The organism is Kosakonia sp. YIM B13571, assembly GCF_042788095.1.
Classification (GTDB): domain Bacteria; phylum Pseudomonadota; class Gammaproteobacteria; order Enterobacterales; family Enterobacteriaceae; genus Kosakonia; species Kosakonia quasisacchari.
The window spans coordinates 818,910-845,488 of sequence record NZ_JBHZPL010000001.1; the positions used below are offsets into that span (position 1 = coordinate 818,910).

23 protein-coding genes are annotated in these 26,579 nt (G+C 53.2%); 14 read left to right on the forward strand and 9 right to left on the reverse strand.

From position 1 onward, the window contains the following. Positions 1–11 precede the first annotated feature (11 nt). Positions 12–3,350 carry a mechanosensitive channel MscK gene (mscK, locus tag ACFX4O_RS03980; RefSeq protein ID WP_380207433.1) on the reverse strand — a complete coding sequence of 1,113 codons (3,339 nt, stop codon included), beginning with the start codon at positions 3,348–3,350 and terminating at the stop codon, positions 12–14. A gap of 145 nt (positions 3,351–3,495) precedes the next feature. Next, entirely contained in the window at positions 3,496–4,149 is a 654-nt protein-coding gene (gene acrR / locus ACFX4O_RS03985; RefSeq protein WP_380207435.1) for a multidrug efflux transporter transcriptional repressor AcrR, read from the reverse strand. A gap of 142 nt (positions 4,150–4,291) precedes the next feature. Here acrR and acrA point away from each other — a divergent pair, with 142 nt between their 5' ends. The 6 genes from acrA to ACFX4O_RS04015 all read left to right on the forward strand — a co-directional run bounded on the left by acrA (position 4,292) and on the right by ACFX4O_RS04015 (position 11,023). Beyond that, entirely contained in the window at positions 4,292–5,485 is a 1,194-nt protein-coding gene (acrA, locus tag ACFX4O_RS03990; protein WP_131406062.1) for a multidrug efflux RND transporter periplasmic adaptor subunit AcrA, read from the forward strand. Positions 5,486–5,507: 22 nt separating this feature from the next. Further along, positions 5,508–8,654 (forward strand): multidrug efflux RND transporter permease subunit AcrB, encoded by a 3,147-nt coding sequence (acrB, locus tag ACFX4O_RS03995; protein ID WP_131406061.1) that lies wholly within the window; start codon positions 5,508–5,510, stop codon positions 8,652–8,654. Positions 8,655–9,182: 528 nt separating this feature from the next. Beyond that, on the forward strand, positions 9,183–9,557 hold the full coding sequence (gene tomB, locus ACFX4O_RS04000) for an Hha toxicity modulator TomB (RefSeq protein ID WP_131406060.1): 375 nt from the start codon (positions 9,183–9,185) through the stop codon (positions 9,555–9,557). Positions 9,558–9,580: 23 nt separating this feature from the next. Then, entirely contained in the window at positions 9,581–9,799 is a 219-nt protein-coding gene (locus ACFX4O_RS04005) for an HHA domain-containing protein (protein ID WP_017459990.1), read from the forward strand. A gap of 77 nt (positions 9,800–9,876) precedes the next feature. Next, the gene (gene maa, locus ACFX4O_RS04010) at positions 9,877–10,443 is read left to right on the forward strand and encodes a maltose O-acetyltransferase (protein ID WP_380207439.1); all 567 of its coding nucleotides are present in this window, start codon (positions 9,877–9,879) and stop codon (positions 10,441–10,443) included. A gap of 100 nt (positions 10,444–10,543) precedes the next feature. Then, on the forward strand, positions 10,544–11,023 hold the full coding sequence (locus ACFX4O_RS04015; RefSeq protein WP_131406057.1) for a YlaC family protein: 480 nt from the start codon (positions 10,544–10,546) through the stop codon (positions 11,021–11,023). On the opposite strand, the gene ACFX4O_RS04020 is transcribed toward ACFX4O_RS04015, so the two are convergent. Then, the gene (locus ACFX4O_RS04020) at positions 10,989–12,437 is read right to left on the reverse strand and encodes a PLP-dependent aminotransferase family protein (protein WP_380207441.1); all 1,449 of its coding nucleotides are present in this window, start codon (positions 12,435–12,437) and stop codon (positions 10,989–10,991) included. The two genes, ACFX4O_RS04015 and ACFX4O_RS04020, sit on opposite strands and share 35 nt — an antisense overlap. Before the next feature lie 99 nt (positions 12,438–12,536). On the opposite strand from ACFX4O_RS04020, the gene ACFX4O_RS04025 reads away from it, so the two are divergent. Next, positions 12,537–13,238: a GNAT family N-acetyltransferase gene (locus tag ACFX4O_RS04025; protein WP_380207443.1), complete on the forward strand. Its 702-nt coding sequence runs from the start codon at positions 12,537–12,539 to the stop codon at positions 13,236–13,238. On the opposite strand, the gene ykgO is transcribed toward ACFX4O_RS04025, so the two are convergent. Together ykgO and ACFX4O_RS04035 are read right to left on the reverse strand one after the other, a co-directional pair. Beyond that, positions 13,235–13,375, reverse strand: coding sequence for a type B 50S ribosomal protein L36 (gene ykgO / locus ACFX4O_RS04030; RefSeq protein WP_088236752.1), 141 nt, complete (start codon positions 13,373–13,375; stop codon positions 13,235–13,237). The two genes, ACFX4O_RS04025 and ykgO, sit on opposite strands and share 4 nt — an antisense overlap. 3 nt (positions 13,376–13,378) lie before the next feature. Further along, positions 13,379–13,639, reverse strand: coding sequence for a type B 50S ribosomal protein L31 (locus ACFX4O_RS04035; protein WP_131406397.1), 261 nt, complete (start codon positions 13,637–13,639; stop codon positions 13,379–13,381). A 260-nt stretch (positions 13,640–13,899) separates the two neighbouring features. On the opposite strand from ACFX4O_RS04035, the gene ACFX4O_RS04040 reads away from it, so the two are divergent. Genes ACFX4O_RS04040 through ACFX4O_RS04055 form a run of 4 tightly spaced genes read left to right on the forward strand, consistent with a single transcriptional unit; the run spans position 13,900 to position 17,201 of the window. Further along, positions 13,900–14,928 (forward strand): isopenicillin N synthase family dioxygenase, encoded by a 1,029-nt coding sequence (locus tag ACFX4O_RS04040; RefSeq protein WP_380207445.1) that lies wholly within the window; start codon positions 13,900–13,902, stop codon positions 14,926–14,928. A gap of 22 nt (positions 14,929–14,950) precedes the next feature. Continuing rightward, complete coding sequence (locus ACFX4O_RS04045) at positions 14,951–15,757, forward strand: MetQ/NlpA family ABC transporter substrate-binding protein (RefSeq protein ID WP_380207447.1); 807 nt, start codon at positions 14,951–14,953, stop codon at positions 15,755–15,757. Beyond that, entirely contained in the window at positions 15,754–16,545 is a 792-nt protein-coding gene (locus ACFX4O_RS04050; protein WP_380207449.1) for a methionine ABC transporter ATP-binding protein, read from the forward strand. Before ACFX4O_RS04045 ends, ACFX4O_RS04050 begins: the two co-directional genes overlap by 4 nt. Then, positions 16,542–17,201 carry a methionine ABC transporter permease gene (locus ACFX4O_RS04055; RefSeq protein WP_380207633.1) on the forward strand — a complete coding sequence of 220 codons (660 nt, stop codon included), beginning with the start codon at positions 16,542–16,544 and terminating at the stop codon, positions 17,199–17,201. Before ACFX4O_RS04050 ends, ACFX4O_RS04055 begins: the two co-directional genes overlap by 4 nt. A 2-nt stretch (positions 17,202–17,203) precedes the next feature. On the opposite strand, the gene ACFX4O_RS04060 is transcribed toward ACFX4O_RS04055, so the two are convergent. Further along, on the reverse strand, positions 17,204–18,574 hold the full coding sequence (locus ACFX4O_RS04060; protein ID WP_380207451.1) for a PTS transporter subunit EIIC: 1,371 nt from the start codon (positions 18,572–18,574) through the stop codon (positions 17,204–17,206). A gap of 275 nt (positions 18,575–18,849) precedes the next feature. Here ACFX4O_RS04060 and ACFX4O_RS04065 point away from each other — a divergent pair, with 275 nt between their 5' ends. Next, a complete protein-coding gene (locus tag ACFX4O_RS04065) occupies positions 18,850–20,049 on the forward strand; it encodes an enolase C-terminal domain-like protein (RefSeq protein WP_380207453.1) in 1,200 nt (399 codons plus the stop codon). Positions 20,050–20,052: 3 nt separating this feature from the next. On the opposite strand, the gene ACFX4O_RS04070 is transcribed toward ACFX4O_RS04065, so the two are convergent. Further along, a complete protein-coding gene (locus ACFX4O_RS04070) occupies positions 20,053–20,769 on the reverse strand; it encodes a GntR family transcriptional regulator (protein WP_380207455.1) in 717 nt (238 codons plus the stop codon). Between the two features lie 99 nt (positions 20,770–20,868). Here ACFX4O_RS04070 and ACFX4O_RS04075 point away from each other — a divergent pair, with 99 nt between their 5' ends. After that, positions 20,869–22,428 (forward strand): EAL domain-containing protein, encoded by a 1,560-nt coding sequence (locus ACFX4O_RS04075; RefSeq protein WP_380207457.1) that lies wholly within the window; start codon positions 20,869–20,871, stop codon positions 22,426–22,428. A gap of 43 nt (positions 22,429–22,471) precedes the next feature. After that, the gene (locus tag ACFX4O_RS04080; RefSeq protein WP_380207634.1) at positions 22,472–23,017 is read left to right on the forward strand and encodes a flavin reductase family protein; all 546 of its coding nucleotides are present in this window, start codon (positions 22,472–22,474) and stop codon (positions 23,015–23,017) included. Positions 23,018–23,025: 8 nt separating this feature from the next. On the opposite strand, the gene ACFX4O_RS04085 is transcribed toward ACFX4O_RS04080, so the two are convergent. After that, complete coding sequence (locus ACFX4O_RS04085; RefSeq protein WP_131406047.1) at positions 23,026–23,379, reverse strand: DUF1428 domain-containing protein; 354 nt, start codon at positions 23,377–23,379, stop codon at positions 23,026–23,028. Positions 23,380–23,439: 60 nt separating this feature from the next. Then, on the reverse strand, positions 23,440–26,514 hold the full coding sequence (locus ACFX4O_RS04090; protein WP_380207459.1) for a beta-galactosidase: 3,075 nt from the start codon (positions 26,512–26,514) through the stop codon (positions 23,440–23,442). Between the last annotated feature and the right edge of the window lie 65 nt (positions 26,515–26,579).

Below are 26,579 nucleotides of genomic sequence, written 5' to 3' on the forward strand. Positions count from 1 at the left end.
GGGGAACGCGTTTATTGCGCGACCGATGGCGTCGGATCGTCACCTTTTAGCTCACGTTTCACTTCGGTCAGCTCATCACCTTTATCATTTCGCAGGTGCACTTCCAGCTGATTGAAGGCGATATCAATATCATTCTCGCGACACAGTTTATCGATGGTGCGGTTAAGCTCATCCACCGTATAGCTGCGATCGCGCAGTTCACGCACATACAGACGCAGCTCGTGATCCAGCGTACTGGCGCCAAAAGTGGTGAAGAAGACGGACGGCTCAGGATCGTGCATCACTTTTGGATGATCCATCGCCGCTTTCAGCAGCACTTTTTTCACCTTGTCGAGGTCCGAACCATACGCCACGCCAATGCGGATCACCACGCGAGTGATGGTATCGGACAATGACCAGTTAATCAGACGCTCGGTGACGAACGCTTTGTTCGGGATGATGACCTCTTTGCGGTCAAAGTCGGTAATGGTCGTCGCACGGATACGGATTTTGCTGACCGTACCGGAGAAAGTACCAATCGTTACCGTATCGCCTATGCGCACCGGGCGTTCAAACAGAATAATCAACCCGGAAACAAAGTTACCGAAAATTTCTTGTAAGCCGAACCCCAGACCCACTGATAAGGCGGCTGCCAGCCATTGCAGTTTATCCCACGACACGCCAAGCGAACCGAACACGGTCAAGGCGCCAACGGCAATGATGATGTAGTTGAGAATGGTGGTGACGGCATACGACGAACCCTGGCGCATATTCAGCCGCGAGAGGATCAACACTTCCAGCAAGCCCGGCAAGTTTCGAATCAGCGCCCATGCCACCACAAAGACAATCACGGCAAACAGCAGGCTGCCAAGCGTCACGCTTTTCGACACCGCCGCACCGGCTTCAGTGCCGTTGTAATGCCACAAGGTGATGCTATCGAGGTAGGCGAACACGGTTATTAAATCAGACCAAATTGCCCAGAACACCACGCCAAACAGCGCCACCATGACCAACATGGTGATACGCAAGGTTTGTTGGTTGACCTGCTCCAGCGCAATGCTCGGTTCTTCTTGTGGTTCAGCCCCTTCCGCGCCCTCTTTCACCATATTCTGCCGACGCGCCAGCGCACGGCGATATGCAATACGACGCGCCGCCACGCTTAAGCCACGCAGCACCGTTTGGTAAAGCAGGTTCCAGATAATGACCAGATAAACCGTTTCAATCCAGCGCCCGGAGAGGCGCAGCGTGGTGTAGAAATAACCTGTCGCCGTCAGCACCATTAAGGCAATCGGCACAATCGCCAGCACGGTGACCGTCACCAAACGCATGCTGTGCGACTCTTTATCACGCCAGCTTTCGCGGAACATCGGCCACACCAACGCCGTAATCACCAACAGGTTAATCAGAATGACAAATTGTCCAATCACATCATCCATCAGATGTAACGGGGAGAGTTCCGATACCACTGACCAGAAGTGTAGCGGCAATAACGCCAGGCTGATGCGGACAATCTGCCGACGCCAGTGGCTGGTAAGCTGCGCGGGCATATTAAAGTGGCTGACCGCGACGCCGTCTTTTTCCAGCACTTTCCAGCACAGGCCAAATACCAGCCAGAACAGCGCCAGTTTTTTACTGAATGCCCACAGCAGCTCGCTAATATTTAGCTGCATCGTGAGCAGAATCAGGCCGACCGCCAGGATCAGCAAACAGACCGGCAAGGCACGAATGAGATCGATAAGAATCGCTTTCGGCGTATGCAGTTGGCTATCGCCACGCAGTTGCCCAACCTGAGCGGCAAGTTTTGCCTGGTAGCTTTTCAACCAGCGTAAACGCCAGCGAATCAGCCCGGCAATCAGCAATAGAGGCAAACCGGCCAGGAAAGCAATGGCCACCGCTGGCCAGGCTTTTTCCCAGTTAACGGTAATTTTGGTGCCTTTAATCTGGTCGCGCAGCGCCTGCGGGAAGGATTTGATCCAGTCCCAGTCCATCGGCTTGTTGCTGTTCACCCAGAAGATTTGCTGGGTCAGGATCTCCTGCAAGCTTTTCGACACGCTCATCAACTGCTGCTGATTCACCTGCAAATTGATGGCCATCATCAGTTGGTTACCAAGCTGCTTATTCAACTGATCGAGCAGTTCGCGGCGCATATCCACGACTTGCAACAGTGCATCATGGACTTCGTCGTTCACCTCAGTCTGGTGACCCTCTTCCAGCCTGGCGACAAAGTTATCGCTCTGGAACAGGGCATCGCGCTGCTGATTGATGTCGAACTGTTCAAGACGCAGATCCGCAATACGGTTGGTCATATCTTCCAGTTCATCCGCCGACGGTAAGACCTGCTGCTGTTGGTAGAGAATACGCGACAACAGCAAGCTGCCTTTCAATACGGAAATCTGTTCTTTTATATTGCGCTCAGACTGCAACGCGCGATCGAGCCAGTTTTTCACCTTGATATTTTGCTGCACCAACGCGTTACCGCTCTCTGTGGCGGCAATCAGTTTCTGGCTCAGTTGATGGTTAATATCCAGCTCTTGTTTTACCAGCGGGTTTGCCTGGATGCGCGCCGTTTCGTCTGGCGTAATGGCTTCTTGTGCGGTTTTTTCGGTCAGCGTCAGGCGCTTGCTGTTTACCGCTTCCTGCAATAACTGGAGCTGGTGTTCAAGGCGGTTACTGTTTGCAGTGACGTAATCGCGCTGCTTTTGCAACGTATCTTGCAATACCGTGTTGCCTTCCAGGCTTTTGCGCAGCTGTTCGATCTGCGCATTGAGCAATGCCTGCTGTGCCTGCAACAGGTTTTGCTGCGAAGGACGCAGCGCGCCCTCGCCCGCCACAGTACCGTTCAGACGGTTGCGAATTTGCTGCAGCTGTTGCGAGGCGGAGTACATAGAATTCTGTACACGCTCCGGCTGCGTCTGTAATGATACCAGTTGGCTGTTGTAATTGGATAAATCGTTTTGCGCGGTTTGCAGATCTTCCAGCAATTGTGAAACGCGGGATTCCAGCTGGCGCAGGGAGAGCGAGGCCAGCGTTTTACGCGTCTCGTCGTCGTTGTCTTTATCGTTAAGCGCGTTGAGCGCATCCGTTGCCTGGCGCAATTTGTCCGGCGCTTGTGCAACTTTTTGTTTGAGCAGCGCGGTTTCTTGCTTGACCCGGTCAATTTTGTCGAGCGTGTCCAGCGTCTCCGTTAAATCCTGGATAACCAGTTTATCCTGCGCGGAGTGCGTTTTTTGCTTATTCAGCGCGTCGAGTTGGCTTTGCACATCGGTGCGGGAAGGCAAATCGTTGGTTGTCTGCGCCCGGGCGACGTTACTCGCAAGGCAAATAAAGACAAGAAACAATGCGGCGGCAAAAGCGGCGAACGTATTTCGCATGCGATAGTTGTGCAACATAATTTGAGCGATCGTTTTCTGTTCGGAAAGGCGGCCGGAATAGCCACGCGCGCAAGAATATCACGCTGTTATGCAACAACCTAGCGAAGTGAGAAGCCTCCAGGAGAAATCCTGGCGGCTTGCAATATTATGCCTTGAACGCGTGCTGCTCAGCTCGCAGCGTCGGGCAGAGCTGGCACATCTCCAGCAGGATAGTGACGTAATCACGCGCTTCTTTTTTGAGATCAAAAGATTGCGGAGCAAAGAGCCAGTTTTCCATAATGCCTGAAACATAGGCACGTATAAGCACTGCGACGCGGCGGGTCAATAAATTGTCCGGCAGCAATTTTGCCTGCATACATTCGTGAAGTGTAAGCTCGATTCGATCATAACTTTCGAGGCACAAATTCCGCTGCGCTTCTTGCACAATTGCCATTTCACCGACAAACTCACATTTGTGAAAAATGATCTCCATCATTAAGCGACGCCGTTCTTCAACAACTGTTGCTTCAAGGATATAAACCAATATTTCTCTTAATACCGAGAGTGGATCGTCAGGGAATTTTGCCCGATACTCAATCTCAAGATCGCCAATACTGGACTCTGATAGCTTCCATATTTCACTAAACAAATCCGACTTGTTTTTGAAGTGCCAGTAAATCGCGCCGCGAGTCACGCCTGCCGCCTGCGCAATTTCAGCCAGTGAAGTTGCAGAAACGCCCTGCTGGGAAAACAGCCGCATGGCAACATCAAGAATATGCTGACGGGTCTCCAGTGCCTGTTGTTTGGTTTTTCGTGCCATATGTTGGTGAATTTACAGGAGTCAGATTTACATACATTTGTGAATGTTTGTACCATAGCACGACCATAATATAAACGCAGCAATGGGTTTTTGGGCCATTGATCCATTGATCAATTTGAAATCGGACACTCGAGGTTTACTTATGAACAAAAACAGAGGGTTAACGCCTCTGGCGGTCGTTCTGATGCTTTCGGGCAGCTTAGCGCTTACAGGATGTGACGAAAAACCTGCACAAAAGGGAGCGGGCCAGATGCCAGAAGTTGGCGTCGTAACGGTCAAAACTGAACCTCTGCAAATCACCACAGAGCTGCCGGGCCGAACCAGTGCGTACCGCATTGCGGAAGTCCGCCCGCAGGTTAGCGGCATTATTTTAAAACGCAACTTCACGGAAGGCAGTGACGTTGAAGCAGGTGTCTCGCTCTATCAGATTGATCCGGCAACTTATCAAGCTGCTTACGACAGCGCGAAAGGTGACCTTGCGAAGGCGCAAGCTGCTGCGAATATCGCGCAGATGACCGTGAATCGGTATAAAAAACTGTTGGGTACCAAGTACATCAGCCAACAGGATTACGACACTGCGCAAGCGGATGCACAGCAGGCTAATGCGACGGTTATCGCCGCAAAGGCAGCGGTTGAAAGCGCGCGCATCAATCTGGCTTACACCAAAGTGACCTCGCCGATTAGCGGCCGTACCGGTACGTCAACCGTAACGGAAGGCGCATTAGTACAGAGCGGGCAAACGACTGCGCTGACTACCGTGCAGCAGCTTGACCCGATCTACGTTGATGTGACCCAGTCGAGCAATGACTTCCTGCGCCTGAAACAAGAGATGGCAAGTGGTTCTCTGAAACAGGAAAACGGCAAAGCGAAAGTGCAGTTAGTCACCAATGACGGCATTCAGTATTCGCAGGCCGGTACGCTGGAGTTCTCCGGTGTGACCGTCGACCAGACCACCGGTTCTATCACGCTGCGTGCGGTGTTCCCGAACCCTGACCACACCCTACTGCCCGGCATGTTTGTACGCGCCAAGCTTGAAGAAGGTGTGAACCCGAACGCGCTGCTGGTTCCGCAACAAGGCGTTGCCCGTACGCCGCGCGGCGATGCAACAGTGATGGTTGTGGGCGAAGGCGACAAAGTTGAAATCCGTAATATCACTGCGACCCAGGCCATTGGCGACAAATGGCTGGTAACGGATGGCCTGAAAACCGGCGATCGTGTGATCATCACGGGTTTACAAAAAGTCAAACCGGGCGCGCAGGTGAAAGCGCAGGAAGTGACTTCTGACAATAAAGAGCAAGCCCAGGCCGGCGGCCAGTCAGAAAAACCGAAGTCTTAACTTAAACAGGAGCCGTTAAGACATGGCTAAGTTTTTTATCGATCGCCCCATATTTGCGTGGGTTATCGCGATTATCATCATGCTGGCAGGGGCGCTTTCGATCCTCAAATTGCCGGTAGCGCAGTATCCGACGATCGCGCCACCTGCAATTCAGATCACGGCTTCCTACCCAGGTGCTGATGCGAAAACGGTGCAGGACACCGTAACGCAGGTTATCGAACAGAACATGAACGGTATCGATAACCTGCTCTATATGTCCTCTGCCAGTGATTCCTCTGGTACGGTGCAGATCACTATCACCTTCGATTCCGGTACTGATGCGGACATCGCGCAGGTTCAGGTGCAGAACAAACTGCAACTGGCGATGCCGTTGTTACCGCAAGAAGTACAGCAGCAGGGTGTTAGCGTTGAGAAATCATCCAGTAGCTTCCTGATGGTTCTCGGTATGATCAGTACCGATGGTTCAATGACGCAGGAAGATATTGCCGACTACGTGGGCGCGACCATTAAAGATCCGGTCAGCCGTACTGCGGGCGTGGGTGATGTTCAGCTGTTCGGTGCGCAGTATGCGATGCGTATCTGGATGGACCCAAACAAACTCAATAACTTCCAGCTGACGCCGGTTGACGTGATTGCGGCCATTAAAGCGCAGAACGCCCAGGTAGCAGCCGGTCAGTTAGGCGGTACACCGCCGGTGAAAGGACAGCAGTTGAACGCTTCCATCATCGCGCAGACTCGTCTGACGTCGACCGAAGAGTTTGGCAAAATCCTGCTGAAAGTGAACAGCGATGGCTCGCAGGTTCGTCTGCGCGATGTCGCGAAGATCGAGCTGGGCGGTGAAAGCTATGACGTTATCGCCCGCTATAACGGTCAACCGGCAGCAGGTCTGGGGATTAAACTGGCGACCGGCGCGAACGCACTGGATACCGCCGAGGCAGTACGCGGCACGATCGCCAAACTGGAACCGTTCTTCCCGCACGGCCTGAAAGTGGTTTACCCGTACGACACGACCCCGTTCGTTAAGATTTCTATTAACGAAGTGGTGAAAACGCTGGTTGAAGCGATCGTGCTGGTGTTCCTGGTGATGTATCTGTTCCTACAGAACTTCCGCGCAACGCTTATCCCAACCATTGCGGTGCCGGTGGTACTGCTCGGTACTTTCGCCATACTCGCCGCGTTTGGCTACTCGATAAACACCCTCACCATGTTTGGTATGGTACTGGCGATAGGTCTGCTCGTGGACGATGCCATCGTGGTGGTGGAAAACGTCGAGCGTGTGATGATGGAAGAAGGCTTGCCGCCGAAAGAGGCGACACGCCGCTCGATGGGGCAGATTCAAGGCGCACTGGTTGGTATCGCACTGGTTCTGTCAGCCGTATTTATCCCGATGGCCTTCTTCGGCGGCTCTACCGGCGCTATCTATCGCCAGTTCTCGATCACTATCGTTTCTGCGATGGTGCTCTCCGTACTGGTGGCGTTGATCCTGACGCCAGCACTGTGCGCCACGATGCTGAAACCGGTCGCAAAAGGCGACCACGGCGAAGGCAAAAAAGGCTTCTTCGGCTGGTTCAACCGCATGTTCGAAAAGAGCACGCACCATTACACCGATAGCGTGGGCAATATCCTGCGCAGCACCGGTCGTTATTTGCTGCTCTATATCATTATCGTTGCGGGCATGGCGGTGCTGTTTGTGCGTCTGCCAAGTTCGTTCCTGCCGGATGAAGACCAGGGTGTGTTTCTGACCATGGCTCAGTTGCCTGCGGGTGCGACACAAGAACGTACGCAGAAAGTGCTGGATGAAGTGACGAAGTATTATCTGGAAAACGAGAAAGACAACGTTAATTCCGTCTTTACCGTTAACGGTTTCGGCTTCTCCGGTCGCGGTCAGAACACCGGTCTGGCATTCATTTCGCTGAAAAACTGGGATGAACGTCCAGGTGAAGCGAACAAGGTTCCTGCGATTGCAGGCCGTGCCAGCGCGCACTTTGCGTCGATTAAAGATGCGATGGTCTTCGCCTTTAACCTGCCAGCAATTGTCGAGCTGGGTACGGCTACTGGCTTCGACTTCCAGTTGATCGACCAGGCCAACCTCGGTCATGAGAAGTTAACGCAGGCGCGTAACCAGCTGTTTGGTGAAATCGCGCAGCACCCGGATCTGCTGGTCGGCGTGCGTCCTAACGGGCTTGAAGATACACCGCAATTCAAGATCGATATCGATCAGGAAAAAGCGCAGGCGCTGGGTGTGTCGATTAGCGATATCAACACCACGCTGGGAGCAGCATGGGGCGGTAGCTACGTTAACGACTTCATCGACCGTGGTCGCGTGAAGAAAGTGTACGTGATGTCGCAGGCAAAATACCGCATGCTGCCAAGCGACATCGGTAACTGGTATGTCCGTGCGACCGATGGTCAGATGGTGCCATTCTCAGCCTTCTCCACCACACACTGGGAATATGGCTCACCGCGTCTGGAACGTTACAACGGTTTGCCGTCAATGGAACTTCTTGGCCAGGCAGCTCCGGGGAAAAGTACCGGTGAAGCGATGGCAATGATGGAAGAACTGGCCAGCAAGTTGCCTACCGGCATCGGCTATGACTGGACGGGGATGTCCTACCAGGAACGTCTCTCCGGTAACCAGGCACCAGCGCTATACGCCATTTCGCTGATTGTGGTCTTCCTCTGTCTGGCAGCACTCTATGAGAGCTGGTCGATTCCGTTCTCGGTCATGCTGGTGGTTCCGCTGGGGGTTGTTGGTGCATTGTTGGCGGCGAGCTTCCGTGGCCTGACCAATGACGTGTACTTCCAGGTAGGCCTGCTGACAACCATTGGCTTGTCGGCGAAGAACGCGATACTTATCGTCGAATTCGCCAAGGATCTCATGGATAAAGAGGGCAAAGGGCTGATAGAAGCGACGCTTGAAGCGGTACGTATGCGTTTGCGCCCGATTCTGATGACGTCTCTGGCGTTTATCCTCGGGGTACTGCCGTTGGTTATCAGCTCCGGTGCAGGTTCCGGCGCGCAAAACGCCGTAGGTACCGGCGTAATGGGCGGGATGATCACCGCAACCGTACTGGCTATCTTCTTCGTTCCGGTGTTCTTTGTGGTGGTCCGCCGCCGCTTTAGCCGCCGCGAAGATATAGAACACAGCCACAAGGTTGAGCAGCAGTAAGTTTCTCAGTTTCTATATTAGAAAAGGCCGCGCTTAGCGGCCTTTTTCACATCAACTCTTCCGTCCATAAACGGTCATTAAAAGCATTTATTGTCTGTTTGTTTATTTTATGCTGCGAATATAAGGCATATAATTACTGTGTATTTGCAATACAAGTTTGATGGCCAGGTAATACTCTTAATTAGTGGGTACAATCAGTTTAAGTCAGAAAAATCCTGGTATAAAAATATTCCTATTTGAGGAATAATCTCAATAGCGCTAACTTAATGAATCGTAAGGATGCGCGAACAATAAAGCGCATAAACGCAACATTTTATCTCCATTGAGTTGATTGCTATTTCGTCCATTTTGGACTGGAAAACATATTATTTGTAATTTTTCATGATGGCACCATGAAATCCTTTTCAGACTAGCTTATAGTTATATCAACATCATAAAGCAGCCTGTGTCTCTGGTCAGAGCAGAAGTTTCCCATCCTGAAACAGCCTTTGGTTAGTAAAAAAATTACCACTCAGAAGGGGATGCGTTATGGACGAATACTCGCCGAAAAGGCATGATATCGCGCAGCTCAAATTTCTCTGCGAAACGTTGTACCATGACTGTCTCGCTAATCTTGAAGAGAGCCATCATGGGTGGGTTAACGATCCTACCTCGGCAATCAATTTGCAGTTAAACGAGCTGATAGAACACATAGCCACTTTCGCACTTAATTATAAAATTAAGTACAATGAAGATAATAAGCTGATTGAACTGATAGACGAATACCTTGACGATACGTTTATGTTGTTCAGTAGCTATGGCATAAATACACACGACTTACAGAAATGGCGTAAAACAGGTAACAAATTGTTCCGCAGTTTCGTCAATGTAAGCAAGGCTAATCCTGTTAGCCACTCTTGTTAGTTTTTCAACACTAAGGTGAAGGTATGTCCGAAAAACCATTAACAAAAATTGATTATTTGATGCGCTTAAGACGCTGTCAGACAATTGATACCCTTGAACGTGTAATTGAAAAAAATAAATACGAACTTCCCGACGAGGAACTCGCGGTGTTTTATTCAGCAGCGGATCATCGTCTGGCAGAACTGACCATGAATAAGCTTTATGACAAAATCCCCTCCTCCGTGTGGAAATTTGTGCGTTAATTCTCCTGAATGTTTATCGAAGGTTTTCTTTATCGCGACATGGCGTTCAACCTTGGTGACAGGTGTATCCGCTCCCAATGAATGATGAAAAACAAAAAATGACAGCCGGTTTGCCCTACCGTCCGTCTGATGAAACCTTGCGTTCCGACCGCCTGCGCGCCCGGCAATTGCTTCATCGCTATAACCATTCACGCCCGGATGAAAAAGCTGAACGTAAAGTCATCCTCAAAGAACTTCTTGGCCAAAGTGAAGAGGCTTATATCGAACCCAGTTTCCGCTGCGACTATGGGTACAATATTTTCCTCGGTAAGGCGTTTTACGCTAATTTTGATTGCGTGATGCTTGATGTCTGCCCTATTCATATCGGCGACAATTGCATGCTGGCGCCCGGCGTACATATCTACACGGCAACACATCCAGTTGATGCCGCTGAACGCATAAGCGGCATTGAATATGGAAAATCCGTCACCATTGGTCACAATGTGTGGATTGGCGGGCGAGCGGTGATTAATCCTGGCGTCACTATCGGGGATAATGCCGTCATTGCTTCCGGTGCGGTTGTCGTAAAAGATGTACCGCCCAATGTGGTCGTCGGTGGTAACCCGGCGCAAATCATCAAGACATTGCCCACCGCCGCGCTGTAACTGTTATCGTTTTTTGTGATGAAACTGTTACTTTTTTCATACATAGTGGCAACTTAAAATAGGTTGTCCACCTGCAAAACAGTATCAACAAAGGCGTAAGATGACAGAGATACAGCGGCTGCTCACCGAAACGATTGAAGAGATAAATCAGCGCGAGAAACGAGATAACCGGCCGCGCTTCAGCATCAGTTTTATTCGCAATCACCCCGGCTTGTTTATCGGTATGTATCTGGCCTGGCTTGCTACGCTCGCCGTGATGCTGCAATCCGAAACCCTTTCCGGTTCGGTATGGTTGCTGGTTGTGCTGTTCGTCGTGCTGAACGGTTTTTTCTTTTTCGATGTTTACCCTCGCTACAACTACGACGATATCGATGTTCTCGATTTTCGCGTCTGTTATAACGGCGAGTGGTACAACACCCGTTTTGTGCCTGATGGTTTGATTGAAGCTATTCTTCATTCGCCGAAAGTGGATGACGAACACAAAGCGCAGCTACAGAAAATGGTTGAGCGTAAAGGCGAACTCTCTTTTTACGATGTCTTCACCCTTACCCGCCCTGCTGGCGCACAATCAGCCGGTTAAGCGCACTCACCGCCGCCGGAAACCGCGCGGCGGAGGTATTACCGTAACCCAGAACCAGCCCACTTGATGCCGTGTTTTGCTCAAGCCAGAAACGGCTTAATGCATGCGGCGCAAGTTGCAGTTTGTGCGCTTCGCGGACAAGAGCTTGATCGTCAATCCCCGGAATCGACAACGCTAAATGCAGCCCACCGCCACCGCCATAAATATGATGATCAACCCGCATTTCACGGTGTAACGCCTCCAGCAAATGTGCCTGTCGCTTGCGGTAGAGACGCCGCATCGCCGCCAAATGACGCGTGTAGTGTCCCTCTTCAATAAAACGCGCCAGCGTCAGTTGCTCTGCCCGGTGACCTCCGCGCAATAAACTGCCGATAACCGGCACAGCAGCCTGCGCCAACGCGGGCGGCATGACCATGAAACCAATACGCAGCGAGGGAAACAGTGTCTTGCTGAACGTACCGATATAAACCACCGGCGGATGAGCCACCATGCCGAGCATTGCCGGAATAGGCTCGCCGGGATAACGGAACTCGCTGTCGTAATCGTCCTCGATAATCCAGCTCCCCGTGCGGCTGGCATAATCCAGCAGCGCCAGCCGCCGGGTTGCACTCATCACCTGGCCTAAGGGATATTGATGCGACGGCGAGGTGTAAATAATGCGCGGCGTGGCCGCCGTAACATCCAGCCTCATTCCTTCATTATCGACACTGATTCCTGTGACATTTAACCCTGCCGATAAAAACGCGCTTTTTGCCCCGCCATAACCGGGCTCCTCGACCCACGCTTCATCACCGGCATCGCACAACAAACGCACACACAACATCAGTGCTTCCTGCGCACCTTCAGTGATGACAATCTGTTCAGCATCACAATGAATACCGCGGGAAATCGCCAGATGACGCGCAATCGCCATGCGCAGGCGCAGTTCGCCGGCAGACGCGCCATAACTCAGCAACGTGTTGCCCTCATCACGCCATACCCGCTCCGTAAGCCGCCGCCAGATAGCCAGCGGAAAATAGTTAGCGGCGGGAATGCCGGGAGTGAATGCCAGTGCGGGTGAATAACGCTGAACACCACCAGGCAGTTGTTGTACGCCGCGAGCCAGTCTGACCGATGGCGGCGTCAGCGGTGAGCGTTCAACATTTGCCAGTGTGGCGACACGCGTTCCTTGCCGGTCGCGCAATACATATCCTTCCACAGCCAGTTGCTCAAGCGCCGTGTTAACGGTATTGCGCGAAAGCACCAACGCCTGAGCCAACACGCGCGAACCCGGCAACAGGCTACCCGATTTTAACCTGCCATTCAGTATCGCATCACGCAGCGCCATATAAACCGTCCGCTGCAGCGTCGCCCCCGCGCGCGCCGCTAGCGGCTGGCGCAGTAGCGCATATAACTCATCGTCCGGAATGTTCATTTTCCGCTCTCAATCGTGGCCCCATAAGACTATAGCGGTATGGCTCTTTTTAGGGAACCAGCACCGCGCTACGCTGGCAGCACATCAAAAGGAGCCACAATGAACGCAATCAACGAGTATCAACAACCGATCGGCGCAGCTCTGCCGGATTGGCAACCGCGCCCTTTCCCGGAGCGCGTGGCGCTAAAAGGCGATTATTGTCGTCTCGAACCCTTGCAGCCAGGCCACGCCACCGCGCTATTTCAGGCGCATCGACGTGCGGGCGACAACCGTAGTTGGACATGGTTGTTACGAGAACCCGAGCAGGATGAATCCGCCTTTGGCGCGTGGATCGCCAGCGTATGCGCCCTGCGCGATCCGCTTCATTTTGCCGTTATCGATAAGCAAACCGATTTGCCGGTTGGCAGTTTATCGTTAATGCGCATTGATGAAAAAAACGGTGTGGTGGAAGTAGGAAGCGTGCACTTTTCGCCGCTGCTAAGCCGAACCCCGGCATCGACAGAAGCACATTGGTTATTGATGCGCTATGTCTTCGATACGCTTGGCTATCGCCGCTATGAATGGAAATGCAACAGCCTGAATGAACCTTCGCGCCAGGCCGCGCTGCGCTTAGGTTTTCAGTTTGAAGGCCGCTTTCGTCAGGCGCTGGTGAGTAAAGGCCATAACCGCGATACAGACTGGTTTTCAATTATTGACAGTGAATGGCCAACCGTGGATAGCGCGCTACAACGCTGGCTTGCCGCCGATAATTTCACGGCTGACGGCAAGCAGCGTTACTCCCTGGCATCGCTTCGCGCTTAACGTTTTTTCTTTTTACCCTGTACAGCTTTGAAGCGCGGGTTAGATTTACAAATCACGTACAAACGCCCCTTGCGCTTAACAATTTGGCAGTCGGGGTGGCGTTGTTTCGCGCTACGTAGTGAATTCAGTACCTGCATCATTTACTCCTTTTTATCGGCAAAAAAGCGGCCATAGCGCTGCTGGAAACGCGCCGCGCTGCCTTCGTTCGCAATCACTTTCTGTTTACCGGTGTAATACGGGTGCGAAGCCGAAGAAACGTCAATCGTGACATACGGATACGTCACGCCTTCCAGCTCAATTTCGCGCTCCGTTTTAATGGTCGAGCCCACTTTGAAATACTCATTGATGCTGGTGTCATGGAATACGACAGTACGGTAATGGGGATGGATATCGGGTCTCATCATTCACTCTTTTGTTTTGTTATAACATAACAAAAGTCTATCGGAGTTATTTCCCCATTTCAAGCGTTCCGCGTTATGCGTTTTTTGCAAAAGCACATGATCCTGCTCGGTCATAAATTAGAAAAGAACGTTATTGGTTGAAGTGTTTGTCGTAAGGCAAGCTGTGACGACACCCAAACGTGAGGAAAAGAAAATGCGCTGTTGTTGTCCCCGAACCCTAAGCCTGAACCGACACCTTTTTACCGCCCTCGGAGAACACAATGAACGCAACCACACTGCCTATTCTCGATCTCGACCGTTATACACACGGCGCTGAGCGCGATACTTTTCTTGCCGACCTGCGCCATGCTGCACGCGATATCGGCTTCTTTTATCTTATTAACCACGGCGTCGATGACGCGCTACAGCAGGCTGTCCAGCGCGAAGCCCGGCAATTTTTCGCCCTTTCTGATGAGCAAAAACAGCAAGTGGCGATGATCCACTCTCCGCATTTTCGCGGCTACAACCGCGCCGCATCGGAAATCACTCGCGGTCAGCCTGACTGGCGTGAACAGTTTGATATTGGCGCGGAACGCCCGGTCTTGCAGCTCAGTGAAAACGACCCGCGCTGGCGACGGTTACAAGGCCCGAACTTGTGGCCTGCGGTGCAGCCGACGCTAAAACCCGCCCTGCTTAACTGGCAACGGGCGATGACCGACATGGCGATGACCTTGCTGCGAGCATTTGCCGAAGCGCTGCAACTGCCGGCCAACGCTTTTGATGCGCTGTATGGCAACAAGCCCAACGAACACATCAAATTGATCCGCTATCCCGGTCAGCAAAAGACGCAGAGCTCACAGGGCGTCGGTGCGCATAAAGACTCGGGTTTCCTCAGTTTCCTGCTGCAAGACGAGCAAAAAGGGTTGCAGGTCGAAGTGGAACCCGGCCGCTGGATCGATGCGTTACCGCTGAAGGGCAGCTTTGTCGTCAATATTGGTGAGTTGCTGGAACTGGCGACAAATGGTTATTTGCGTGCCACCGTTCACCGCGTGGTATCGCCCCCGGCCGGCCAACAACGCCTCTCAATTGCTTTCTTCCTCGGTGCGCAACTAGATGCCGTCGTCCCGCTTTACACGCTACCTGCAGAACTGGCGCAAGAAGCACACGGGCCAGAGAGCGACCCACAAAATCCACTGCTGCGCGACGTGGGGTGGAATTACCTGAAAGGGCGTCTGCGCTCCCACCCGGATGTGGCAGAACGCTATTACCGCGATGTGCTGCGCGAACGCACAGAACAACTGATCGTCTAATAACAACACAGGAACACACATCATGAAACATGCCGCTTTTACTCTGGCAGGGGTTGCACTGTCTCTTTCACTGGCCTGGTCTTCCGCCCAGGCTGCCGCTCTGCGCGTTGCTGCCGACCCGGTGCCACATGCAGAAATTCTTAACTACATCAAAAAGATCGATCCAAAACTGGATCTGCAAGTCGTGGAGCTGACCAGCGGTGCTAACGCCAACGAATTGCTGGCGAATGGCGACGTCGATGCGAACTATTTCCAGCATGTTCCCTACCTGAAGGATCAGGAAAAAGCGCTGGGTAAAACCTTTGCCGTCGCCGCGACGGTTCATATCGAACCTCTCGGCATTTACTCGCACAAATATAAAGATTTCAAATCGCTGCCCAACAACGCCACCGTAGCCGTTCCAAACAACGCGACTAACCTGAGCCGCGCGCTGTTCCTGCTGCAAGCTCAGGGGCTAATAAAGCTCAACAGTAAGTTCACCGACCCGGCAACTACGCAGGCAACACCGAAAGATATTGCCGACAACCCAAAACATCTGAAGATCCTCGAGATCGAATCACCGCAGATCCCGCGTTCGCTTGATGATGTCGATCTGGCAGTCATTAACGGTAACTACGCGCTGGAAGCCGGGTTAACCCCGGCGAAAGATGCGCTCGGCCTGGAGAGCGCGAACCACAACCCGTATGCCAATATTCTGGTTACCAATCCACAGCTGGCTAATGATCCGCGTATCAAAGAACTGGCGAAAGATCTCACCTCGCCGCAGGTGGCGGAGTTTATCCGTAAGCAATATAACGGCTCGGTGATCCCGGTCGCGCCGCAGTCATGATAAACATTGAAGGGCTGAGTAAAATCTATGCCGGAACAGGCCGACCGGCGTTGAAAGAGGTCTCGCTGAGCGTACCGAAGGGGGCGATTTACGGCATCCTTGGGCGCAGTGGCGCGGGCAAAAGCACGCTGATTCGCTGTCTTAACTTGCTGGAGCGGCCCACGGCGGGCCGCATTATTGTCAACGGCAACGACATCACGCAGTTAGACAAAGCGGCATTGCGCGAGCATCGTCTACGCACCGGCATGATTTTCCAGCACTTCAATTTACTGCATGCACGCACAGTGGCCGACAACATTGCCGTGCCGCTGGAAATCGCCGGTGTCGCAAAAACGCAGCGCCAGGTGCGGGTCGAAGAGCTACTCTGGCTGGTCGGCTTGAGCGAAAAAGCCCAGGCCTTTCCCTCACAACTTTCTGGTGGGCAAAAACAGCGCGTCGGTATCGCCCGCGCACTGGCGACGAGGCCGGATGTGCTGTTGTGCGATGAAGCCACCAGCGCGCTGGATCCACAAACCACCGCCTCCGTGCTCGAACTGCTGGCAGATATCAACCAAAAACTGAACCTCACCATTGTGCTAATCACTCACGAGCTGGAGGTGGTGAAAACCCTGTGCGATCACGCCGCGTTGCTGGAAAACGGCGAGCTTATTGAGAGTGGAAAAATCGCCGATTTACTGGTCGCGCCGTGGTCAAAACTCCGCCAGGCGCTATTGCACGACCCAAAAGCCGAACAGGCGTTTCTCGCCCGCCATGGTTTTAATGGGAGACCGTTATGCGTGGTCGCATGAGCTGGGACGATCTCTGGCCACTGCTGCTTAATGGCACACTGGAGACGATTTACATGGTTGGGCTGGCGGCATTTTTTACTGTGTTTATCGGTTTGCCCGTCGGCGTGCTGTTATTTGTCTCCCGCGGCAACGGGCTGGCGCCAATGCCAAAACTGAATGCCTTGCTGGGTGCAGTGATCAACTTTGGCCGCTCGCTGCCTTTTATCGTCCTGTTGATTGCGCTGATCCCCTTTACCCGCGCGCTGATTGGTACCACGCTTGGCAGCACCGCCGCCGTGGTGCCGGTCACCATCGGCGCATTTCCCTTCTTCGCGCGTTTAACGGAAAACGCGCTTGATGAAGTGGATTACGGGCGCATAGAAGCCATTCTCTCGATGGGCGGCAATCTGTGGCATGTGATTGCGAAAGCACTGCTGCCGGAGGCATTACCCACGCTGCTGGCCAGCATCACGCTTACTATCGTTATGCTGATCGGTTTCTCGTCGATGGCCGGTGTGATTGGCGGCGGCGGTCTTGGCGACTTGGCGATCCGTTATGGTTATCAACGGTTTAACGATCAGGTCATGGTCGGTACGGTGGTGATTCTGGTGGCGCTGGTTCAGGGGGTACAAATGGCGGGCGACAGGCTGGTGCGCCGCCTGGCGCACCGACGATAAAGTTACTCTTGCGCCTCCCTGCCCACCAGCAAAGTGGTCAGCACAAACGACAGAACAAGCGCAATCACCACGCCCGAAACCGCAAAGATAAAGTACGGGCCAATATAGGCTGGCAGACTGAAAATGCTCGACAAAATGTAGCCATATAGCCGCACATCGAAGAAGGCGATGAACGCAGAAGCCAGCGAGCTTGCGACGGTGGCGGCGATAAACGCTTTTTTGTAGCGCGTCAGTACGCCAAACAACGCCGGTTCTGTAATCCCCAGCAGCGCGGAGATGGCCGCCGACAGCGTAACGGTTTTATCCTGTCGGTTTTTACTCAATCGCCAGATAGCAAATGTCGCCCCGGCAATCGCCATGTTTGCCATAAACATCATCGGCATCAGCATGTCATAGCCGCGCTCGCTAAAGTTCTGTAAGGCAATCGGCGTCATTGCATGGTGCATCCCGGTGAGGATCGCGACCGGGCGAATCGCGCCGACAATCAGCCCGGCAAAGCTCGCCGAAACGCCAAACAGCCCTTCAATAAACCACGCCAGCGCTTTGCCCAGGTAAATGCCAATCGGGCCAATCACCACCAGCGCCGCCAGTGCGCCGAGAAACAGCGTCAATGTTGGGGTAAAGACTGTTTTCAGTACATCCGGCATGATGCTATCGACCCAGCGATGAATGTAACTCAGCGCGAGGATCGAGAAGATAACCGGGATGACGCTGGCCGAGTAGTTAAACACCGACACCGGTAGCGCATTAAGCAACCAGAACGCGCTTACCGCGCCATCCTGATGCGCGGCCAGCGCTTTTGCCGCCTCAATCAGCGACGGATACATCAGACAAGCCGCAACCGCCGCCGCGAGATATTCATTGGTCTTGAATATTTTCGCCGCCGAAACCGCGAGGAAAAACGGCAGAAAATAGAAAACGCCGCTGGCGATAAGGTCGATAACCATTACCGTATCGCTTTTCGCCGACACCATTTTCAGCGCAATCAACCCGGCCAGCAGCCCTTTGATCATCCCCGCGCCAGCAATGGCGGGCACAATCGGCCCAAACACACCTGATACCGTATCCATAAACATCGACACCAGGCTTTTGCGCGCTTTCCCCTGCCCTGCCGCCTGCTCTGGCGCGTTGCCCAGCATAGCCAGCAGTTGCTCATACCAGCTATTTACTTTTGGACCAATGACAATCTGGAACTGGTCGCTTTGCAGTTGCGCCCCCAGCACGCCCGGCAGTTTTTTGATTTCATTCTGATCCACTTTGTCGTCGTCAATCAGGTCAAAACGTAAGCGTGTCATGCAGTGCCAGACGTTGTTGATATTATCCCGTCCGCCCACCAGGCGAATAATATTACCGATGGCTTCTTGCGTCCCCATAAAAACTCCTGCCGGATGTGTTGTCGTTTTAATCATTGCTACAAATGGTAGAGAAAGCCAAATCCTAAAACAAACCAATAAAATATGAATCACGTCACAATTAAGAATCAACAAGCCATAAAAACACAACAAATCTTAAATTGGTTCGGTTTTTAATTAAAAATAAAACCAATAACTGACCAAAAATTTATTACATAAAACAGTTTACCTTTCGCCAAAATTAGGGCGAAGATAATAGCCCTCACTCGCTTATCTCATGTTGTAAAGGAGTTTCCGTGACGCCCACGCTTATCCAGAATATCGAATGCTTTATCACCCGCCCCGATCGCCACAACCTGGTGGTAGTACGGGTGACAACCGATAAAGGCATCACGGGGCATGGTTGCGCCACGTTCCAGCAACGCCCGCTGGCGGTGAAAACGCTGGTCGATGAATATCTGCAACCCCTGTTGATTGGCCGCGACGCCAACCATATTGAAGATCTCTGGCAGATGATGAATGTCAACGCTTACTGGCGTAACGGCCCTGTCATGAACAATGCCATTTCAGGCGTTGATATGGCGCTGTGGGATATCAAAGGGCAACTGGCGGGTATGCCGCTGTACCAATTGCTTGGTGGGAAATCACGTGATGCTATCGCCGCCTACAGCCATGCCAGTGGCGAAACGCTGGAAGAATTATTTACTGCGGTCGATAAGCTGGCAGCTCAGGGCTACCGGCATATTCGCTGCCAGCTCGGTTTTTACGGCGGTACGCCTGCGCAACTGCATACGCCGGAAAACCCCACGACGGGCGCCTATTTTGATCAGCAAGACTATATGGTCAACACCGTCGCGATGTTTAAAGCACTGCGGGAAAAATATGGTTATCGCTTGCAGATCCTGCACGATGTTCACGAACGATTATTCCCGCAGCAAGCGGTGCAGTTAGCAAAGCAGCTTGAGCCTTATCAGCCTTATTTTATTGAAGATATTCTGCCGCCTGCCCAGAGTGCGTGGCTGGACCAGGTGCGCCAGCACAGCAGCGCACCGCTGGCGATGGGCGAACTGTTTAACAACCCGGCGGAGTGGCACGAGTTGATTGTGAATCGCCGTATCGACTTTATCCGCTGCCATATTTCGCAGATTGGTGGCATCACGCCGGCATTAAAACTGGCTATCCTGTGTCAGGCATTCGGTGTGCGTCTGGCCTGGCATGGGCCAGGCGATATGACCCCCATTGGTGTGGCGGTGAATACGCATCTCAATATTCATCTGCATAATGCGGCGATCCAGGAGTATATCCCTCGCTCCGCCAGTACTGATGCGGTTTTCCCCGGCGCACCGGAAGTGAAAGACGGGTTCGTTTATGCGCCGGAAAAACCGGGCATTGGCGTACATTTTGATGAGCAACAAGCGCTGGCACATCCGGGGATCTATCGCCCGCATGAGTGGACGCAAAGCCGCCTTGCCGACGGCGCCATCCACACGCCGTAACTGTTAGCCGCCACCCTGGCGGAAGGTGAGGTTTTCGCGGTTATGCGGGATCACATATGTGCAGGTGTAGTTGATATCAATAATGTCGCTTATCTCATACACCTGCCCGCCTTCGAGGATCCCGCGGTTACTGATGTGCATTGCCGGGCTGCCCTTTTTACAGCCCAACAGCGCTGCCTGTTCGCGGCTGACGCTCACCGCCCGGTAGGTGGTCAGCAGATGTGAAATCCGGTAGCCCTTCCCCAGCACATACTGCTGGATCGAACGTTCAATGACCTGTTGGTTGAGGTCGGCAAATCCTTCCACCGGCATGCGGGAAATCTCAATTTGTACCGCTTGTTCATCGACAAATCGCAAGCGGCAAAACTGCCAGATAAAGCTCTCCTCGCTCAGGCCAAAAACTTGCTGTTCATCGCGATCCGGGCGCTTTTTATGCAGGCTAATCATGCGGAAACGAATCTGATCAAAACGCTTTTCGGTGATGGAGTTGTAAACCAGCGGATTGTTGCGTGCCTGCTCGTTAATCCAGATGCCAGAACCTTGCACAATATTGACCACCCCAATACTCGCGAGTTTTTCCAATGCCTGTCGAATGGTGAAACGCGAGACGCCATATTCCTGAGCCAGTTGTCGTTCAGGCGGGAGTTTGCGCGGGCCAGGCGCGCTGATTTGATAAATTTTGCTTAGCAAATCCTGGGTCACAAACTCTTTTTTCTTCATCCTTTCTTTCCTGAAAGAAAACAATCGCTGTCGCGTGTTATAACATCAGCGGTTAAAAGATACTCCTCGTTTATCAGTATCAAAGAAGGATTTTTGATCATGACCAACCGACGACTGATGAGTCTTGCGACAGTTGCTCTGGTGCTCGCCATTTTCCTGCCGGTGAGCCTGAGTATCTGGATGAGTCACCGCCAGGCTGAAGAAAACTTTATGAATGATCTGGACACTTACTCTGAACTGGCCGAAATGCGAACCCAACGCGTCATCAACCAGAGTAAAGCCGCGCTTCGGGAGCTGGATGCCTACGATGGCGCACCCTGTACGCCAGAACACTTACTGGCGATGCGGCGTATTTCGTATGCGTGGCGCTATGTACGAGAAGCGCTGTATATGGATGGGCTGCAACCACTCTGCTCATCACTGCAAGCCGACAGCCATATTCCGCCCTTTCCCGTCCCCGAAAAGATCACCTCCGATGGCTTTCGCGCCTGGCTGACCCGCCATAACGATCTGGGTCTGGCGCAATATATGGTCGCGATCGGCAGTGCGCATTATGTGGTGATGGTCGATCCGAAGTCGTTTATTGATATTTTGTCGCATGGTACATCCCCCGTTTATATCGCGCTTATTAATACCAAAACACACCAACGTATTGCCGGAAGTCCCCGACTTACTGCAGATATATTGGCGCAAATAAATCAGGCTGGCCCAACGCGTATTATGGCCAATGGCGCGGTTTATCGGGTTCAGCGCAATGCTGATATGGGGCTGGCAATTGTCACCTGGATGGCAATTGCGCCACTGGAGAAAAACTGGCACCGGTTATTGATGATTTGGTTGCCCCTCGGTTTGTTGATCAGTCTGCTGCTCGCTGTGGTGATGTTAAGGCTCCTGCGCCGTTTGCACTCACCACGCGCGCAGTTGCAGGATGCCATTCACGGACGCGAAATTACCGTTTTTTTTCAACCGATTGTTGAGATTGATAACGGAAAGATGGTCGGCGCTGAGGCGCTGGCACGCTGGCGGCAGAAAGATGGCAGTTACCTTGCGCCGGATATTTTTATTCCATTGGCAGTGCACAGCGGCCTGATGCCACAGCTGACAAAACTGGTGGTCGAAACGGTGTTTTCCACCCTAGGATCCTGGTTGCATCAACACCCGGATCAGCATATTTCGATTAACCTTGAGCCTGCGGATCTGCTTGATCCCGCGCTGCCGGATCTGCTGGCGCGTCTGATCGCCCAGTGGCAACTCTCTCCTTCACAAATCGCCCTTGAGCTCACCGAACGCGGCTTCGCCGATCCGGCGGTGAGCGGACCAGCAATCAGTGCGCTACGCGCCGCCGGGCATGCGATTTACATTGATGACTTTGGCACCGGCTATTGCAGCCTGAGTTACCTGCAAAATCTGGATGTCGACATCATCAAAATAGACAAATCATTTGTCGATGCGCTGGAGTACAAAGCCGTGACGCCGCACATCATCGATATGGCGAAAGCGCTCAGGCTGGCGATGGTGGCGGAAGGCATTGAAACCGAAGGCCAACTCCAGTGGCTAAAGAAATACGGCGTGGAGTTCGGCCAGGGCTGGCTCTACAGCAAAGCACTGCCGCCCGACGCGTTTATTCAGTGGGCGGAAAATAACCTGCGCGCCGCCTAGTTTTGCTACTGTTAAAAGTGGTTTAACACGCGGAGGAAGCATGATGAAAAAGCAATCCTGGCCGCTGCATGATGTCCGGCACTGGCTGGAACCTGGCCCGGTGGTACTGCTCAGCAGCCACTGGCAAGGGCAAAACAATATCATGACGTTGGGCTGGCACACGATTCTGGAGTTTTCGCCGTCGCTGGTTGGTTGCATGATTTCAGCGGGAAACGCCAGTTTTGCACGCATTCGCCAAAGCGGTGAGTGTGTGATTAATCTGCCGGAAGCCAGCATGATTGATACTGTGTCACGTATCGGTAACTGTACCGGCGATGACGTCGACAAGTTCGCGGAATTTGGCCTGACAGCAGAAAAGAGCGACAAGGTCAGCGCACCGTCGATAAAAGAGTGTTTCGGGCAGTTCGAGTGTCGCCTCTACGATGACGCGATGGTGGAGAACTATAACTTCTTTATTTTTGAAGTGGTTGCTGCGCGGGTTAACCCCCAGCCGGAGTGGCCGCAAACCCTGCACTATGTCGGTGGGGGCGTATTCCGTACAGATGGCGATGTGCTGGAGCGCAAGGCACTGTTTACCAAAGTTTCCTGAGCGGCCATTTATTCGTCAAGAATGGGAACGAAGCCCCCGTAAATCATGCGCTTGCCATCAAAGGGCATCTCGTTGCCCAGCTCGCGCATCCGCGGGTCAGCCATGATTTTTTGATTCGCAGCGTCACGTATCTCTTTTGACGGGTATTCAATCCAGCTGAAGACGACCTCTTCGTGGTCTTCAGCTTTCACTGCCATGCGAAAATCGGTGAAATTCCCGTCGGGAACATCGTCCGCCCAGCATTCGACAATTCGCGTGGCGCCAAACTCTTTAAACAGCGCGACAGATTTTGCCGCCAACTGGCGGTAGGCTTCCTTTTGATCCGCCGGTACGGCAACCACAAAACCATCAACATACTTCATGAGTTGACCTCCGAAGTGGCCGTGCGGCAGGACAGCCCCGCCGCATCCGGCCCGATAAGTTTAGTCTTGCCGCCAGCAAAAGGCGTAACGCACCTTGTCTGTATCGAGAATAAACTCCGCCGACACACTTGGGCTCCAGGAGTCATCGCCGCCAACGCCCATATGGAACGCATCGACATGCAACCAGCAACCGGCTTCTTCACGCAGTAAATGGTGATGTGTGGTTTCGCGCAGTTGCTTATCGCTATATCGCCCCAGCGAGAAGTGGAAATCGCCGTCCAGTCGATGCGCGCCGTAACGCAACATGCGCGTATCGCAACGCAGGCCATTCTCGCCGGGGAAAATATAGGGCGTATGCAGCGCGGCAAGCGGCAATGTCCACAATCCCTGGCGCGCTGCCAGTTTACGGTCGGGGTAGTTTTCATGCGGCCCTAAGCCTAACCAGCTTGCCTGCGCATGGTGTTCTGCGAGCTGGCAAACCAGACCAACACGCGCCGGTGGCGGAATATCGGTTGCCACCTGCACCTCCACATCACCGTGCAATACACCGTGGCTATCAATGCGCCAGCGCTTGTGGCTGATAAAAGCCGTTTTCCCCGCCCCCACCCAACAATGGCCTGTATGGATAACGACTTCCGCCGCCCCCTCTTCCGCCTCGCAATAGAGCAACTGCGCGTGCAGTTCATACATGCTAGCCGCTTTCCAGCGCTCCACCCAGGCGTTAGGATCAATACGCGTCACCTCGCTGATGCCGATATCGTTATCCAGCGGCGCGCGGGCAAAACAGTCCGTGAGCGGCGTTAACAGTGTCGGTTGCTCGTCGCGCCACCACTGCACCAGATCGCCGCTTTGGCGACTGAACTGCCAGCGCTGACGACCGGCGCTGATCAAGTAATCTTGCGCGCTCTCCCGCAATGCCGGTCGCACACCTTTAACCTCGCGCGGCGCACTATATAGCGGCGCGGGTAAACGCCACTGATCCCATGCACAAAGGTGCTCCGCTGCCGACCAGCGTGTTGCCGCCCGCTGGTAAACCTCGACATTCAGCCACACTTCACCGGGTACTGCGCGCAGTTCAGGCAGCATAAGCTCAATCTTCTGTTTTCCTTGCGGTGCGATATCCAGCGACGCTTCACCCTGCGCCAGCACATTGCCATCACGCTCTACGCGCCAGCGCAGAAACTCATTATCGGTGGCGCGGAACAGGTATTCGCTCTCCACCTCAATGACTAACGGTTGCGTGCTCAGCAGGCTGAACTGGAAAAATTGCTGAGCGCGCTGCGCTTCGTACAGCGCCGGATGTGGCGTTCTATCCGGGAAAACCAGCCCATTCATACAAAACTGCCGGTCATTTGGCGTATCGCCAAAATCGCCGCCATAAGCCCAAAATGTCTGCCCGTTCTCGTCCGTTTTCGTTAGCGCCTGGTCGACCCAGTCCCAGACAAAACCGCCCTGTAAGCGCGGTGCAGCGCGAAAGGCCTGCCAGTATTTGGCAAAGCCGCCAAAGCTATTGCCCATGGCGTGGGCGTATTCACACAAAATCAGCGGGCGGGTTTCATCCGGCAAACCGATCCACTTTTTGATCGACCACTTCGGCACCGCCGGGAACGGCTGATCTTGATCAACGCGCGCATACATCGGGCAGACAATATCGGTCGCGGCAGTGTTTGCCCCGCCACCTTCATACTGCACCGGGCGTGTCGGATCGGTGGTTTTCAGCCAGCGGTACAATGCATCGTGGTTCGCGCCATGCCCTGATTCATTTCCCAGCGACCAGATGATGATCGATGGATGGTTACGATCGCGCTGCACCATGCGCGTTACACGCTCGCTCATCGCCGGCAGCCAGAGCGGATCATCAGCGAGGCGGCTCATCGGCACCATACCGTGGGTTTCGATATTGGCTTCATCCACCACGTATAAACCGTACTCATCGCACAGCTGATACCACAGCGGATGGTTAGGATAGTGAGAGCAGCGCACCGCATTAAAGTTATGTTGTTTCATTAGTTCAATGTCGCGACGCATGGTGGCTTCATCTATCGCCTGCCCGTTTTCCGGGTGGTGCTCGTGGCGATTAACGCCACGGATCAGCAACGGTTTACCATTGAGTTTCAGCAAGCCGTTGCTGATTTCAACCTGGCGGAATCCGACATTACAGGCTTCCACTTCCAGTACATTTTCCTGCGCATCGAGCAGTGTTAGCGTCAGGCGATAAAGATGCGGCGTCTCGGCGCTCCACAACAACGGGGAAGCCACCGGCAACGTGACGCTCAGCCGCTCCGCCCAGCCTCCGCGCTCATCAACCACTGCGCTGCCCGGCGTTTGTTGCGCTTCGGCGATTTTTTCTTCCCCTCGCCATAACGTGAAAGCGACGCGACAATCGGTAAAGTCACCTTCAAGCTGGGCGTAAACCTGCAACTGTGCGTGAGTCAATTGCGCATTTAACTGCGTAATATGGTGAAAATCGGCAATCCGCGTGGCCGGTTTCTGTAGCAAAGCGACATCGCGGAAAATGCCGCTCATCCGCCACATATCCTGATCTTCCAGGTAACTGCCATCGCACCAGCGCAACACCATCACCGCCAGCCGGTTCTCTCCGGCCTTAAGAACGTGGCTCAAATCAAACTCAGCAGGCAGGCGGCTGTCCTGCGAGTAGCCGATCCATTGCCCGTTACACCACAGATAAAAAGCCGAGTTCACGCCATCAAAAACAATACGGGTTTGCCCGTGCGCCAGTTCTGATTCACTCATCTCAAATGTGAGCGAGTAACAACCCGTCGGATTATCTTGCGGCACAAACGGCGGATTTACCGGAATCGGATAAGTCACATTGGTATAAATCGGCGTATCGAAACCTTGCATTTGCCAGTTTGAGGGGACAGGCATTGCAACCGCGTCAGCACAATCCTCTTCGATCCAGCGTGCCGGTACCGCTTCTGGCGCAGCGAAAAAACTGAATTGCCATTGACCATTGAGTAAGCGACGTGCGGGCGATAGTGCGTTGTCGCGCGCAGAAGTTTCGTCGCGCCAGCTGCGCATCGGCGCATGCGCAGGTAAACGGCGCCAGTGCGTGAGAATCGGATTTTCCCAGTCGCGGCGGGAGAGTATTGAATTTAACGCGGAAGTGGACATAAAAACCTCATTTTGCGAAGCGCTCACAATTAAAGGTACAATGGCGCATTTTTCACCACAGGTAA